Raw genomic sequence first — 14,452 nt, forward strand, 5'->3', positions numbered from 1 at the left:
GACAATAACGATATGGAGCCACTTTTGCTTCCACACCACCGCCCCCCGCTTCCCCAGGACCCGCTGACCATATCGAGCATCAAAACTTATGTATATCGTGCGCCGATCACGAAACCCGTCAAGACATCGTTCGGCACGATGCATGATCGGCCGGCGGTATTTGTACAAGTCATCGATACGGACGGCGTTGAAGGCTGGGGGGAGGCATGGTGCAATTTTCCCGCCTGCGGCGCGGAATATCGGGCCCAGCTGATTGACGTCGTACTGGCCCCTTTACTGGTGGGTCGCGCGTTTTCTGGCCCTTCCTCCGCCTTCAGCCGTATGATGGAGCAAACTCAAGTATTGGCACTTCAGTGCGGTGAGCCAGGCCCTTTATCGCAGGCCGTTTCGGGCATTGATATTGCATTATGGGATTTAAGCGCGCGGCGCGCCGGTTTGCCCTTGTGGAAATACCTGGGCGGTGTCAGCGACGACATCGGCGTCTATGCAAGCGGCATAAATCCCGACGACGCGGTTGGAACGGTGCGCAGCGCGCTCTCGGCCGGCCATTCGTCTTTCAAACTCAAGGTTGGTTTTGATGACGACAAGGACCTTCGCAACGTGGAGTGCGTACGCGACATGCTGGGATCGGAACACTCGCTGATGCTCGATGCGAATCAGGGGTGGGATATCCCTCGCGCCATGCGCATGACGGCATTGCTGGAGGGTTGCGATATTGCCTGGATAGAAGAACCATTACGCGCCAATGTTCGCTGGCCCTGCTGGAAAGACCTGGCTCACAGCACAGACATACCCCTGGCCGCAGGCGAAAACCTGATTGGCGCGCCAGCATTCGACGAGGCGATCATGTCTGGCGCATTGCGTGTGATTCAACCCGATATAGCCAAATGGGGAGGAATCTCCGGCAACTGGCCCGTCATCGCCCGCATCCTGGCCAAGTCGCTTCGATATTGCCCGCATTACCTGGGAGGCGGTATCGGGCTGCTGGCCTCTGCACACCTGCTTGCCGCCACCGGCGCGAATGGGATTCTCGAGATAGATGCCAACCCCAACCCTTTGCGTACGTTCTCCCGCCCCGCATTTTCACATCCCGATCAAGGACGGGTAAAGCTTGGCAGCGAGCCTGGGCTCGGCGTGCTTCCTACGCCCGGAGAATGGGAAACCGTGGCGAGACGCTGCCACTGAGTCAAGGCTTCAAGTCCATTTCCAGACGAATGGCGTCCCCCCGATAGGTAACCTCGGCCAGATAAATAATTACGCCGTTCGCGTCCTTGAATATCCGTCTCACCTCCGCCACCGGCGCGTTGATCGAAAGGTCCAGATAGCGGGCAGTCGCGATATCGGCCGTTCCAATGGTCAGCGTCTGGTGCGCGTCCGCTATCTTTCCGGAGGCCATCAGCAACGGAATGACTGTGCTGTTGCGAAACTGCTCCGGGTTTTCGCGAAATATGTCTTCTGCGACATAAATATTGATGGTGCAATAGGGTCGTTCCTGGCGTGAATGGACCCTGCGCATATATACATAATTGTCAGCGGCCAGCCCTTCGCCAGGCTGCAGTGGCGGCAGACGGCTGGACTCATCGATATTGACAATCGTAGGCTGTGTATCGCGATAAACATTGGCCAGCGCCTCCAGCGTCGTGACGACATTCACCCACCGGTCATTACGGGGCTGATTGGTCACGAATGTGCCGCGCCCTTGCTGCCTTGACACCAGTCCTTGCTGGGCAAGCATGTCTATCGCTTGCCGCACCGTGACGCGGGCGACACCGAATTCGGCGAGCAATTGCTCGAGTGATGGAAGCCTGTGCCCCTCGGGCCAGTCGCCCCGGATAATGCGCTGCCGCATTAATTCGGCAAGCTGCAAATATCGAGGAACCCGGCTATCGAGAAATCTGATATTCATCGCTGGCGGTAACGTACGTGGATATGCAATATCGCATTATTTCAGACTCCCCTCGGCGGCGACCGGCCCGGCCGGCCACTCCCCTGTCATGATGGCCTGCGCGAGCGCTGCCGGCTGGAGGCCTTCGACCGGGCCTTGCGTTGCTACGCTGCCGGCCTTCAGGATAACCACGCGGTCGGCTACCCGAACCACATCGTCCATATTGTGACTGATCAGTAACACCGTAACGCCTTCGTTCTTCAATTGCTGAATCAATGCCAGCACACGGGCGGTTTCCTTGACGCCCAGCGCGGCAGTAGGCTCATCCATGATCACGATCCGGGCTTGCCAGCGCAGCGCCCGGGCAATGGCGACCGCCTGCCGCTGGCCGCCGGAAAAATCCGACACAGGCCTGTCGACATCATCGATGTCCTGGTTCAAGCGCTGGAGATAGGATAACGTCTGGGTACGCATGCTGCGCTTGTCGAGCACATGCAAGCCAGGCAGCACGCGGCGCCGCAACTCCGCCCCCAGGAACACGTTTTGCCAAATACTGAGCCGCGGCGCCAGGGCGAGATCCTGGTAAATGGTGGCCACTCCATTGGACAGCGCATCGTGCGGCGAAGACCATCGCGCCTCACGGCCAAACAGCCGCATCTGCCCTGAACTCATGGAATGCGCGCCGGACACCACTTTGATCAGCGTGCTTTTGCCCGCGCCGTTGTCGCCGCAAATCGCCAGCACCTCGCCTTCGTGCACGTCGACATCGACACCGCGCAGGGCTTCCACAGCCCCATATCGCTTGGCCAGCTGGCGCAGCTCAAGGATCTTGTTCACGCTCAGTTCTTCAGAAAATCGGCGACGTTGCCAGCGTCTACCAGCTGGGCATCAAGGTAAATGTATGGGCCAGGCGCAACCGATTCCCTGGTTTCTTTCTTGACCGCGATCCGGTCCACGACATCCACCGCCTCCGCACCCATCTTCTCGAACGGAATCATCACGGTTGCCATCAATAGCGACTCAGGATCGGCAATACGGCGGTAGGTTTCAGCGCCACCGTCTATGCTGACCAGGACCGGGTTGCCTTTTTTGGCACCCATCTGGCGCAAAATATCGTCAATGATATAGGCCTGCGCGTCAAAGGATGCCCAAATACCGTCCACCTTGCCCTGATTCTTGAGCAGCAAGGCATTCATGCCAGCCTGCACATCGTCGCGCCATGATGCCGTGCGTGCCATGGTGTGGCTGCCAATTTGCTTGACGGCGGGATTTTCGCTGAGCACCACATCCAATATCTTGCCGCGAATACGCGTGCCCACATTGCCCTCGAAACGCTGGGTCAGGATATTGCCTTGATAATTGAGATGATCAAGCAGATATAGCGCAGCCTGCGCGCCTGCGGAATACTCATTGACAGCAATATCGGCAAGGGAATCGGGGCTGGTGCCGCTCATGACCGTCACGAGCGGTATGCCTGCCTCCCTGGCCTTTCGAAACTGCTCCTGAGCCTGCAAGGGCTTACCCATCGCGATGATAATGCCGTCGGGCTGCGTCAGCAACAGGTTGTCCAACTGATTGATATGGGTGGACATATCACCCTTGCTGTTCAGCACTTGTACATCCCATCCTTTGGCTTCAGCCGCGGCCTTCGCGGCGTTAGCCACCCGCGCGTGAGTCTCTGACGACATCTGAAAACCAATGATGGCCAGCTTGGCGGCCTGGGCCGCACTCGCGCAGCTCCAGGCCAGCGCCGCAATAGCGACACAACGAAGAAGTGATTTGCGCATGACGCTCTCCCCCAAATTTGAAACTGTGGTTATCTAAATAAATGGCACGGCTTAAATGGCACGGCTGGATACCCGCTAGATCGAGAAAGCCGCTTTTTTAAGTACCGAGGACGAAAGCGCCACCGACACAACAATAATGACTCCCAGGAGAATATCCTGAAAATAGTACTCGACGCCCATGAGCACCAGGCCATTGCCCAACATACCAATAATCATGGCACCGACCAGTGTTCCCATCACATTTGCGCGGCCGGGTTCGAACATGGTCATGCCCAATAAAACGGCCGCAATCGCCGTCAGCATCAGATCGGCGGCGGAATTTGGCGCGGCCGACGCCAGGCTGGAAGTCATCAGCACCGCGGTAATGCCAGCCGCAAGCCCCGAGAGCGCCAGACCGATAATCTTGATCGCCCTCACGTTCACCCCAGCCAGACGCGCCGCTTCGGTCGCCTCGCCAACCGCGAGCATGCGAAATCCCAGCCGCGTCTGCTTGAGCAGAAACCAGGCCAGGATATTGACGACCAACAGCCAGAAGATAAGCGATGGCATGCCAAACAGAGTGCCCCGCCCTATCCATAAAAAGCGGCTGTCCCACTGGCCCACAAACGCAACGCCTTCGGTCACCATGAAAGACAGGCCATTCGCAACCGACGCTGTCGCCAGTGTGGCAATCAGCGAAGGAATGCGCAGCATGGTGACGAGCAGGCCATTGAGCACGCCGGCCCCCAAGCCCACCGCCAGACCCGCCGCCACCGCAGTCTCGGGCGCGTGCCCGCCATGAATAAACCAGCCCACGCACACAGCGCATAGGCTACAGACATTGGCAAAGGAAAGATCCAGCTCCGACACCAACAGCGCCAACGAAAACCCCAATCCCAACACCGCCATGAAGCTGATTTGCTTGACGATATTCGACAAATTGAGGACGGACAAAAAGTTGGGCGCCCACAGCGCAAAAAACACAAAGAGCGCCAGGCCGGCGATACAGGTGCCGTATCGGCTCAACCACGCATGGAACGTTACAGTGCTCATGATAAGGAAGGATCTCTGCTCAACATCAATGAAAACGCCTGGGCTCTGGATTCAAAATAGGCGGCACGCGCTGACTGGGGGGACATCCGGGTAGTGCCAGCGTCAATCGCGCACCGTGCCGCCTCGATGCTCTCGTACAGGCCAGCCGCAACCGCCGCCGCCAAGGCGGCGCCCACGAGCGCGGATTCGGTCGACTTGCCGACCTTCACCGGCATATCAAACGCATCGGCCCGCAGCTGCACCCATTGCGGCAACTGGGCCCCACCGCCACCCATATACAGCGTGACGTCGCGCTTGCGGGCCAGCATGGCATCCAGCGCAAACCTGTGCGCCAATGCCAATCCTTCGACCAGCGCCTGCGCCATGTCCGCGCGAGAGTGATGCGATTTTACCCCGTGAAAACTGGCCGACAGACTGTCGCTCCACAACGGCATACGTTCGCCAGACAGATAGGGCAGGCACAAGGGCAGATCCACAGCACGCGAGGCCTGCGCTGCGACCAGCGTGTGGCCTGCTTCATCACTGTCCAGGAATGTCCGTGCAAACCAGGCCAGCGTCCCCATTCCGGTCTGGCAGGGACCGCCCGTTTGCCACAAAGTGTCTGTCCACGGCATGGATACCATGCCTTTGATGGAGCGAGGCTGCCGGCTGAACAGGCCCAACACCTGTGTTGTGCCGGAAATATCGTAAACGCCACCGTCCCGCAGGGCGCCCATCCCCAGGCAGGATGACCAGGTATCGAAACTGCCCACGGCCACGGGAATGCCGTTCAAGCCTTCCTGCGTTGCCTCGCCCAGCATTCGCACCGGCAAAGCCCGCGGGGGAATCAGCGATGCTGGCAGACCAAGGCGGGCCAGCACATGCGCAAGCGTGATGCCGTTGCCGGCAGCCGGGTCAAGGCGACCAAAGGCGACGGAATCAGTCACCAATTGCCCGGTCAAGCGGTAGTTGAGCCAGTCTTTAAGTTCCGCCAGCCTGTGCGGCATAACGGCATGATCGTGCCCGAACTGCAATGCTCGCGCCAGCGGATGAAACGCCCCATACCCCGGCATGTCGCCAGGCAGCCCGTAGGCCTGAGCCACCCGCGCGCCTTGCTGCGCGCCGCTGGCGTCATGCCAGAGCATTACACGCCCCAGCGGATGGCCATTCTGGTCCAGAAAAACATGAGACCGCGTCGCGCCAGTCATCGACACCGCCAGTATCCGCGCGGATGCAGCGTGAGCCCGCAGCTGCAGCAGCAAATTGAGTACGTCGAGCCAGACAGCCTCGGCATTCAACGGCTCTGACGCCCGCAACGGGGAAGCCACCCGCTCGATATGCAACAAGCGACCGTCAATCGTTGACAAGCCACCTTTGAGCCAGGTCGAACCCAGATCCAGGACAAGCACCACGCCCGCGTCCCAGCCCGCACCACGTGACGCGCCTTGCACGCACCCGCCCTCCTCAACCATCGTTCTACCTGCCTCTGGACGCCAAAACCAATGATTTTATCCCTTGCGCCAACTTCTCCCCTGGAATGAAACTTGTCATGGACTCCGTTACACTGCATTCTCAAGGAGGAACTCATGCGCGAACAGATTCTGATACAACCCGCCGACCTGAACAAACTGCTGGATGAACGCCGCGGCAAGGACATCCTTGTCTGCGACTGCAGCTTTGACCTTGCCCAGCCTGAAGCTGGCCGCCAAGCCTACGAAGCCGGGCATATTCCGGGCGCCGTCTACGTCCATCTGGAAGACGATCTTAGCGCGCCGCGCACTGGCCATAATGGCCGGCACCCCTTGCCCGCCGCGCAGGATTTTGCCAACCGCATGGCCGAGCTCGGCGCAGACAACGACACCCTGATCATTGCCTACGACAACGCCAATAGCATGTATGCCGCCCGGCTGTGGTGGATGCTCGGCTGGATGGGCCATGGGCGCCGCCAGGTACTGGACGGCGGCATTGCGGCCTGGACAGCCGCAAGCCTGAATATCGAAAAGGGAGAACCTCTGCCGGTATCCCGAGGCGATTTCACACAGCGCGAGGCCTTGCAATCCAGCGTAGATTACAACGCCGTACTCGCCAATCTGGAGACGGGCCAACACCAGCTCATCGACGCGCGCAACGCCGAACGTTTTCGCGGACAGAACGAAACCATGGACGCCAAGGCGGGCCACATCCCTGGCGCACGCAACCGATTTTTCATGCAAAACCTGGATGCCGACGGCAAGTTCAAGACGCCCGAGCAGTTGCGCACGGAGTTCTCATCCCTGCTGGACGGGCGCGATCCTGCGACGATTGTGAATCAGTGCGGCTCGGGCGTTACCGCCTGCCATAACCTGCTCGCCATGGAAATTGCGGGGCTGCATGGTGCAAAGCTTTATCCAGGTTCCTGGAGCGAATGGAGCCAGCAGAAGGATGCGCCAGTCGCGACGGATTGATCCATCTGCGATGACGATCTCCTCTCCAGCGACGATCCTTAGGTAAACAGCGTCTGGAAGTCGTAAGGCGCTTTAAGCGGGCACCTGAAAAATGCGTTCGGTCAAGCGCATTAGCCAGATCGCTTGCTGTCGGACGAGATCCACAATGCCTTGTGCGAAATCACGCTCGTCGGGCAAATACGGCATGGCGTCCAGCAAAGGCTGGGCCGTCTTGCTGGCAAGGGCACACAGTCGCCTGGCTTCACGCGAAAGGAAGCCAGGCTCAATATCACACCGAGCGGCGAACTTGGCAAGTTCCAGAGCTGATACGTCTTTGATAACGAAAGCATCGCCAATTGCCATCGCCATTTCGTGAGAACGCGTCGGATACTGCGCAACACTGACCAGGTCATACCAAGGCGCTGGCGCCAGCCCTGCAGATGTCATATAGAAAGAAAAATTCTTGCCGTGGGCCTCATAATTTCCAATCAGCAATTGAAACAATACCCACTGAACCAAAGCCTTTTTGGTTACCGCTGGCGCCACCGCATGCCGACTGGCCACTTTGAATAGGCGCGGCAGACTCATCCCTTCCCTGATGTGTGCCACATGACGGCTTCTGCCGAAATTGCGTTCATACTTCATACTGAGGGGGAAATCGCAGGCTTGACAAGCGTCGATAATATGCCGGCGACTTACTTGGCATAAATAATCGTTGGCATACATATGTTTCCAAGAAGTTCCATCCGTTCCCGAAAACGCAAGCTGGCGATCGAATCGCCTTACGGTCAGCACCAATTCTGGAATGCGCAAAACTCCAGCATCCGCTACAGGCAACTGCATCATCCTGGCCAATGACATACAAAAATGCTCGTTAATAACCAAATGTTCAAGATCTGAGGGCTGCGGTTTGAATATATGGGTCGATGCGAGCGGATATTCCGGGAGGAACAAATAGGCGCCTACGCCATTTACCCCTTCGTGCACATGAACTGGTAGTTTTTGTTGCGTCCCGGCGATGGACATGTGGATCTTTCCATCCCAGTCGAGCAAAGGCCTGGTCTGCTGCGAAACAACGCGATCACTCAGTTCCCTCATCGTGATCGGTCTGGGAAGCCACGCCGCTGGCGACGTAGCGTGTTCATCAACCGGCAAAAATCTAAACGCTCCGGTCGTCTCCGCGCCAATCGCGCAGAGCAGGCCAAAGACACAGTTTCTGGAAATATACTGAGATGCGGCAATCGCATCAAGCACGGAGCCCTCTGGCAGCAGGTTCTCCAGAAAACGTTTGACTGCACCCGCGTCGTAAACAAGCGATGGCTCCCGCGTGTCTGGCACAGGCAAGCTGGGAGAGAGCGCAAAGTTGTCAAACTTGCCCCGCCATTCCTGGGAATATTCAAGACGCCACACGTCATGCCTTGGTTCGTGCGTAATCGTCGCAACACACTCTGTGTCGGTCCACACCTTCAAAGCGACTGCGTCAGCCATCCATCAATTCCACCGATCTCATCAACTCCTGCTGTATCAACGCACGCAGACCCGTGTGGCCTTTGACGGCCACAAACAACTCAAGCCCGACACTGGAGACGACCTGCAAAACCTTGTCCGTAGCAATGCCGCCTTTGCCATTCTCTAGCCTGGACAACAAATCCACCGACACGCCACATAAGCTGGCGGCATCGTCTATGCGGAGCCCCTGGGCTTTTCGGGCTGCACGGATTCGGGAACCAATGTCCCGCAACGCTGCAACCGAATGGAGGGCGGGCATATCGGCGGGTTTGGACCCGGAGGATCTTTGAATGGAGGCACACATAGATAGGCCTATATCAGATTATGCTGTTTCTGATATGCCGAAACCAGCATAGCAACTCAGCGTCAACCATAATCATTTCTGAAATTCCGAAACATCACCCGATACACCTCTAATCTAACAAGGGTCTCGAAAGCATATCCTGCCGCTGACGCCACTCGGCAGACATGCCAATGGCTAGAATTCTTGCACATTGGGAAGCCAGGGACCAGGCCTCGCCCGTCAGATTGCGTAAAGTACGTATCGTGGACAAACGCGCTTGAACATAAAAATCTACAATATCGGTATTGACTTTCCCCCCCTCTCCGCAACAGGATCCACAGATGTTCCACATCACAGCACAGGACTATGACAACAAACAACAGCACTACGCCGACCTGCTTGAACAGGCCCGGGGCCTGCTGCTCGACGAACATGACCTGATCGCCAACGCTGCCAACTTCAGCGCCTTGGTATTCAACAGTCTTCCGCAACTGAACTGGGCGGGGTTCTATCTTTTTGATGGCAAAGAGCTGGTCGTGGGCCCCTTTCAAGGCAAGCCCGCCTGCGTACGCATCCCGCTGGGCTCGGGCGTATGCGGAACAGCTGCCCAAACGCGTCAAACGCAGGTCGTTGCCGACGTCAATGCCTTTGCGGGTCACATCGCCTGCGACGCCGCTTCGCAGTCAGAAATTGTCGTGCCGCTGATCAAGGACGACGGCACGCTGCTTGGCGTCTGGGATTGTGACAGCTTCGTGACCGAACGTTTTGATGAGGATGATCGCATTGGAATGGAGGCGCTTTGCGCGTGCTTTATGCACAGCCTGCAGGAACATCAGGGCAGGCAAAGCTAAGCAGCCTCTTTTGCTGCATTAACGAAAGCATCAACAAGCGCATTGTTTCTGCCTTTTATATAGGCAAGCGCCAGTTCGTAGCCCAGCAAACGCTTTGGCGCATCAATATCGACATAAGTAACGTTGTGCATATGGATTGCCTTTAGCGCTGCCGGCACCAGGGCAATACCCAAATCACTGGCAACAAGGGTAAGGATGGTCTGCATCTGGGATGCCTCCTGGGTTATCCGTGGCGAAAACCCTGCATCATGGCACGCTGCCAGTACTGCCCCGGCAAAACCACTCCCTTCTGAATAAGAAAACGAAATAAAAGACTCTTCTGCCAGCATCGGCAGTTTGATTTTCCGTTCCTGGGCGAGAGCATGGCCCGCGGGTAACGCCAGCACCATTTTTTCGCGTCGCAATACAGTGATATCCAGGCCATTTGCGTCTGCCAGGGGAGGCACAATCATCGCAATATCGATGATCTCCGAGCGCAGTCTGGCAACCTCTTGTTGCGTGCTGGCGCCTGTCAGCACCAGACGAACCCCGGGGTGGGCCTGTTGGAAGCGGCGCAAGAGCTGTGGCAGTACATCCAGCGCCGCGCTGGGCACAAACGAAAACCTCAGCACGCCGGACAGGCCCGAGCCTATGCCTTGCGCCGCTTCCATTGCGAACTTGGCCTGCGCGAGCGTGCGGCGCGACTCCGTCAGGAACACCTCTCCCGCCGCCGTCAGCCGCACATACTGACGGGTCCGCTCGAACAGTTTTACACCCATGCTCTGCTCTAAACGGCGAATCGCCGCGCTCAAAGGCGGCTGCGACATATGGAGCCGCTGGGCCGCCCGCCGAAAATTCAACTCTGTCGCAACCATGATGAATTGCTGAAGTTGCCTGATATCCACCACTGCAGTGCTCCTTGGCCGTGCTTAACGCCGCTGCCGACAATCTTCCAATCGAACATGAAAAGTATCACAAGGCCAGACAAATGGTATTAGAAATATAAAAGAACGCCACCTATACTTTTCCTCACCACAAGCGAGCAACTGATAAACGTAATGCAAACATAGAGAGGAGACAATCATGCAGCCCTCATTGCTTGAAGAGCTTACCCCCGTTCCCAATCCCTACCCCATTCAATCGGAACTGAGTTATCCCGACATCTGGACACTCTGTACGCAGGCGAGGGATCTGGCCTGGGACCCTCGCTCGATTGATTATCAAGACATAGAGAACGCCGACCTGCCCGCCGATGTCAGGGACGCTGGCGCCGAGTGGTGGAGCCTGCGCGCCTGGATGGAACACGGCGCCATTCCCTATGGGGCGGAGCGGCTTCGCGATGCCATCTACAGTCATCTGCCGTTTGAAATCAAGCAGCATGTTGTGAACTTTATCGCCGAAGAGTTGCGGCACCACGAGGCCTCGTTCCACATCGCCCAGGCGCTGGGCGGCTACCAACCCTCACCCCGCGCGGACTATTTTCAATCAATCATTCCTCAGTTTCATAATGAAAATGAGGAAAAGACCATGTCTTTCTTTGGCGGCATGGCCGTCAACACACTGTTCGAACAGTTGTCCGGCGAGCTGCTGCAGGCACGCTATGAGAATGCGCAGTTTGACTCAATCAAACTAGCCTGCAAGCTGATTCTGCGCGACGAAGCGCGTCATATTCAATTCGGCCGCGTCATCATGCGCCACTTCTTCGGCGAGCTGTCCTCTGCCGAGAAATTGCTTCTTGGGCAGCAGTTCGCCAAGAAACTCAAAGGCAGCCTGCTCAATGGCGTGTATGCCGTCGTCAACCTTCCTGAAGATGAACGACGGCGAGCCGGACGCAATCGTGCACTCGCAGCGCAACATGGTCTTGGGGCCACGCATCCCGATGATGAAATCGATGTCATCAAACGCGCGCTGGATGAAATCCGCGAAGACGTGAGCAAGTACGGCATAGAAATCCCACACATTGCCGAGGTCGATGATAAACAGCCCATCGTTCTGTAAGCAACTGAGGTCAGTGTTCGGCCAGTACGACTGAACATCTCATTCCTTCCCAAATAGCGTGACTGCTTTCCCGCCCTCGAAACGGTAAAGCGGTCAACGAGGAGCATCCTCATGATGTGGATTCAAAGCTGCTTGCGCGCCGTTTTTGCTGTACTGGCATTGGGTATCGTGCACACGCCCGCGACCGCGGCGAACTACCCCTCTCATCCGGTGCGGATGGTCGTACCGTATCCGCCCGGCGGCTCGGCTGACATACTGGCCCGCCTGATCGGAGAAAAACTGCAGGGCCAACTGAAACAAACAATCGTGGTGGAAAACCGGCCTGGCGGGGGCGCTATTGTCGGCGCACGAAGCATCGTCAACGCCCAGGCGGATGGATATACCCTTCTGCTTGGCACGGTCAGTTCGCACGCCATGACACCGGCGGTCAATACAAGGGCTGGCTATGATCCTGTTGCCGATTTCACCGCCATTGCCCGCATCGCCTCCATGCCTTTTGTGCTGTTGGTGCGGCCTGGCCTCAATGTAAAGTCGATGAAGGAACTGATCGCGCTAGCGGAGAAGGAGCCCGATGCATTAACGTACGGCTCCGCCGGCGTGGGCACCTCCAATCACATGGCAGGCGCTCTTTTCAACAGCCGTGCCAATACGCAAATGGTGCATGTACCTTATCGCGGCAGCGCGCCTGCCATGAATGCTTTACTTGCGGGCGAAGTCGATATGATGTTTGATCTGGTGTTGACTGCTGCCCCCCACATCAAGGCCGGAACGGTCATCGCTCTGGGAACAACAGATAGCAAACGCAGCCAATTCTTTCCCGAACTTCCAACCCTGGCAGAACAAGGGCTGGAAGACTACCAGGTTACGGCATGGTTTGGTCTGTTCGGTCCCGCTGATTTGCCCGACGCCATTTCAGACAGATTGAACAGCGAAATCAACACCACGCTGTCACTTCCCGAAATACAGAATCGCCTGCAGCAACTGGGGGTAGAGCCTGAGATGGACAGTACAGAGGCTTTCCGCGAGTTCGTGAAGGCGGAGTCGGCCAAATGGAAAGCAGCAGTGGACGAAAGCGATATCGCTGTGGAGAACTGAACGATGTTCGAGACTGGAGATCCGCAGTTCCCCTACGCCTCCACGCTCAGGCCCGTCATCGGCAAAAACATGGTGATCGCCTCGCAGCCCCTTGCCGCTCAGGCGGGCTTGCAAATGCTTGAATACGGCGGCAATGCCGTGGACGCGGCAGTCGCCGCAGCCGCCGTCATCGCGGTGGTGGAACCCACCAACAATGGTGTGGGGGGCGATGCCTTCGCTACCATATGGGATGGGCAATCACTGCAAGGCTTAAATGGCACCGGCCGTGCACCGCGTTCCGCGAGCCTTGAGCAAATGGTGCAAAAGTACGATGGCTGCATGCCCGAAAGAGGATGGGACAGCGTTACCGTTCCCGGATCCGTATCGGCATGGAGCGCATTGTCGGAACGCTATGGCACGCTTCCCTTTGAGCAGCTCATGGCGCCGGCCATTCGCTATGCTGCCGACGGGTTTTTCGTCTCGCCTGGCGTTGCGCGCAAATGGATGGAGCAAACCAATGATCTCAAGGATCAGCCTAACTTCAGCGCTGCTTTTTTACCCGGAGGACAGGCGCCCAGCTTCGGTCAGCGCTTTGTGCAGACCGAACTGGCCGACACCCTGGATCGCATCGCGCGCAGCAAAGGCCGGGACTTCTACACGGGCATCACCGCGGAACGTATCGCGGCGTTTGCAGCCCAATGCGACGCTAATCTGACCTTTTCCGATCTCGCGTCGCACCGTGCAGTATGGACCGAACTATTAAGTACACGCTATAGATCCGCGACGGTCTTTGAGATGCCTCCCAACGGCCAGGGTCTCATTGCACTGTACGCGCTGGCTGTTCTTGAGCACCTGGAACTGGAACGCTATCAACCGGATTCCTTCCAGGCACTTCATCTGCAAATCGAAGCCATCAAACTCGCCTGCGCGCATGTACAGGGCTACCTGGGCGATCCAGAACAAATGCAGGTAAGCCATGCACAACTCATGAATCCCGCGCGAATCGCCCTGGCTGCCTCAATGATAGACAGCAAGCGCGCACAGGATTTCCAGCATAGCCTTCCGGCACTGGCTGGCACGGTGTATCTGGCGGCTGGCGATGCCTCAGGCATGATGGTTTCTCTTATTCAATCCAACTATATGGGGTTTGGTTCCGGCGTGGTGGTGCCAGGCACAGGCATAGCGCTGCAGAATCGCGGGGCTGGGTTCCTGCTGGACAAAGCGTCACCGGCGCGCCTGGGGCCAGGCTACAGGCCTTTCCATACTATTCTGCCCGGTTTTCTTCAGCACGATGGACACGCGCAGGTCGCATTCGGTGCGACAGGTGGCGCCTTTCAGCCACAAGGTCATGTCCAGTTGGTTGTGCGTCTGATGACGTTTGGCCAGAATCCCCAGGCAATCGTCGACGCCCCCCGTTTCAAAATCGCGAGCGGCTTGAAGGTTACGCTGGAACCTGGATTCTCCCACACCTGCGTAGAAGGCTTGAGGTCGCTGGGGCATCACATTACAGAACAGGATACGAGCACATGGGACTTTGGCGGCATGCAGATACTGCAGCGGCGAGACGGCTATTACATGGGCGCGAGGGATTCTCGCCGAGACAGTCACGTCGCCGTATCCTGATTTTCTCGGAAACGTCTTAAAGGAGTAGA

The 14,452-nt window shown here is 57.5% G+C and carries 14 protein-coding genes; 6 read left to right on the forward strand and 8 right to left on the reverse strand.

What is annotated here, in order from left to right:
• The first annotated feature begins 24 nt into the window (after positions 1–24).
• Complete coding sequence (locus tag ERE07_RS02080) at positions 25–1,185, forward strand: mandelate racemase/muconate lactonizing enzyme family protein (RefSeq protein WP_245153355.1); 1,161 nt, start codon at positions 25–27, stop codon at positions 1,183–1,185.
• A 1-nt stretch (position 1,186) separates the two neighbouring features.
• Here the strand turns inward: ERE07_RS02080 and ERE07_RS02085 are convergent, their stop codons facing one another.
• The 5 genes from ERE07_RS02085 to ERE07_RS02105 form a co-directional block, all read right to left on the reverse strand.
• Entirely contained in the window at positions 1,187–1,906 is a 720-nt protein-coding gene (locus tag ERE07_RS02085) for a GntR family transcriptional regulator (protein WP_130007148.1), read from the reverse strand.
• Positions 1,907–1,942: 36 nt separating this feature from the next.
• Positions 1,943–2,722, reverse strand: coding sequence for an ATP-binding cassette domain-containing protein (locus ERE07_RS02090; RefSeq protein WP_130007149.1), 780 nt, complete (start codon positions 2,720–2,722; stop codon positions 1,943–1,945).
• Between the two features lie 2 nt (positions 2,723–2,724).
• On the reverse strand, positions 2,725–3,672 hold the full coding sequence (locus tag ERE07_RS02095; protein ID WP_130007150.1) for a sugar ABC transporter substrate-binding protein: 948 nt from the start codon (positions 3,670–3,672) through the stop codon (positions 2,725–2,727).
• Between the two features lie 75 nt (positions 3,673–3,747).
• Positions 3,748–4,704, reverse strand: a complete 957-nt coding sequence (locus ERE07_RS02100) for an ABC transporter permease (protein WP_130007151.1) — start codon at positions 4,702–4,704, stop codon at positions 3,748–3,750.
• Positions 4,701–6,134, reverse strand: coding sequence for a xylulokinase (locus tag ERE07_RS02105; protein WP_167670702.1), 1,434 nt, complete (start codon positions 6,132–6,134; stop codon positions 4,701–4,703). The genes ERE07_RS02100 and ERE07_RS02105 overlap by 4 nt, the downstream gene beginning before the upstream one ends.
• A 135-nt stretch (positions 6,135–6,269) precedes the next feature.
• Here ERE07_RS02105 and ERE07_RS02110 point away from each other — a divergent pair, with 135 nt between their 5' ends.
• Positions 6,270–7,127 (forward strand): sulfurtransferase, encoded by an 858-nt coding sequence (locus tag ERE07_RS02110; protein WP_130007153.1) that lies wholly within the window; start codon positions 6,270–6,272, stop codon positions 7,125–7,127.
• Between the two features lie 72 nt (positions 7,128–7,199).
• Here ERE07_RS02110 and ERE07_RS02115 read toward each other — a convergent pair whose 3' ends face one another.
• A complete protein-coding gene (locus tag ERE07_RS02115; RefSeq protein ID WP_130007154.1) occupies positions 7,200–8,594 on the reverse strand; it encodes a HipA domain-containing protein in 1,395 nt (464 codons plus the stop codon).
• Entirely contained in the window at positions 8,587–8,874 is a 288-nt protein-coding gene (locus ERE07_RS02120) for a helix-turn-helix domain-containing protein (RefSeq protein ID WP_245153357.1), read from the reverse strand. Before ERE07_RS02120 ends, ERE07_RS02115 begins: the two co-directional genes overlap by 8 nt.
• A 365-nt stretch (positions 8,875–9,239) precedes the next feature.
• On the opposite strand from ERE07_RS02120, the gene ERE07_RS02125 reads away from it, so the two are divergent.
• The gene (locus ERE07_RS02125) at positions 9,240–9,749 is read left to right on the forward strand and encodes a GAF domain-containing protein (RefSeq protein ID WP_130007156.1); all 510 of its coding nucleotides are present in this window, start codon (positions 9,240–9,242) and stop codon (positions 9,747–9,749) included.
• Here ERE07_RS02125 and ERE07_RS02130 read toward each other — a convergent pair.
• Positions 9,746–10,636, reverse strand: a complete 891-nt coding sequence (locus tag ERE07_RS02130; protein ID WP_130007157.1) for a LysR family transcriptional regulator — start codon at positions 10,634–10,636, stop codon at positions 9,746–9,748. The genes ERE07_RS02125 and ERE07_RS02130 overlap by 4 nt on opposite strands.
• 175 nt (positions 10,637–10,811) lie before the next feature.
• On the opposite strand from ERE07_RS02130, the gene ERE07_RS02135 reads away from it, so the two are divergent.
• The 3 genes from ERE07_RS02135 (at position 10,812) to ERE07_RS02145 (ending at position 14,423) form a co-directional block, all read left to right on the forward strand.
• On the forward strand, positions 10,812–11,726 hold the full coding sequence (locus tag ERE07_RS02135) for a hypothetical protein (RefSeq protein WP_130007158.1): 915 nt from the start codon (positions 10,812–10,814) through the stop codon (positions 11,724–11,726).
• Positions 11,727–11,837: 111 nt separating this feature from the next.
• On the forward strand, positions 11,838–12,821 hold the full coding sequence (locus tag ERE07_RS02140) for a Bug family tripartite tricarboxylate transporter substrate binding protein (protein WP_130007159.1): 984 nt from the start codon (positions 11,838–11,840) through the stop codon (positions 12,819–12,821).
• 3 nt (positions 12,822–12,824) lie between these two features.
• Positions 12,825–14,423 carry a gamma-glutamyltransferase family protein gene (locus ERE07_RS02145; RefSeq protein WP_130007160.1) on the forward strand — a complete coding sequence of 533 codons (1,599 nt, stop codon included), beginning with the start codon at positions 12,825–12,827 and terminating at the stop codon, positions 14,421–14,423.
• Positions 14,424–14,452 lie beyond the last annotated feature (29 nt).

This window comes from Allopusillimonas ginsengisoli (genome assembly GCF_004153455.1).
Taxonomy (GTDB): Bacteria; Pseudomonadota; Gammaproteobacteria; order Burkholderiales; family Burkholderiaceae_B; genus Allopusillimonas; species Allopusillimonas ginsengisoli.

Excerpts from the sequence above, each read along its gene's own strand:
- ERE07_RS02145 (WP_130007160.1), top strand. The coding sequence starts at position 12,825 with ATGTTCGAGACTGGAGATCCGCAGTTCCCCTACGCCTCCACGCTCAGG.
- ERE07_RS02110 (WP_130007153.1), top strand. The coding sequence starts at position 6,270 with ATGCGCGAACAGATTCTGATACAACCCGCCGACCTGAACAAACTGCTG.
- ERE07_RS02135 (WP_130007158.1), top strand. The coding sequence starts at position 10,812 with ATGCAGCCCTCATTGCTTGAAGAGCTTACCCCCGTTCCCAATCCCTAC.
- ERE07_RS02120 (WP_245153357.1), bottom strand. The coding sequence starts at position 8,874 with ATGCCCGCCCTCCATTCGGTTGCAGCGTTGCGGGACATTGGTTCCCGA.
- ERE07_RS02095 (WP_130007150.1), bottom strand. The coding sequence starts at position 3,672 with ATGCGCAAATCACTTCTTCGTTGTGTCGCTATTGCGGCGCTGGCCTGG.
- ERE07_RS02085 (WP_130007148.1), bottom strand. The coding sequence starts at position 1,906 with ATGAATATCAGATTTCTCGATAGCCGGGTTCCTCGATATTTGCAGCTT.
- ERE07_RS02125 (WP_130007156.1), top strand. The coding sequence starts at position 9,240 with ATGTTCCACATCACAGCACAGGACTATGACAACAAACAACAGCACTAC.
- ERE07_RS02115 (WP_130007154.1), bottom strand. The coding sequence starts at position 8,594 with ATGGCTGACGCAGTCGCTTTGAAGGTGTGGACCGACACAGAGTGTGTT.
- ERE07_RS02100 (WP_130007151.1), bottom strand. The coding sequence starts at position 4,704 with ATGAGCACTGTAACGTTCCATGCGTGGTTGAGCCGATACGGCACCTGT.
- ERE07_RS02140 (WP_130007159.1), top strand. The coding sequence starts at position 11,838 with ATGATGTGGATTCAAAGCTGCTTGCGCGCCGTTTTTGCTGTACTGGCA.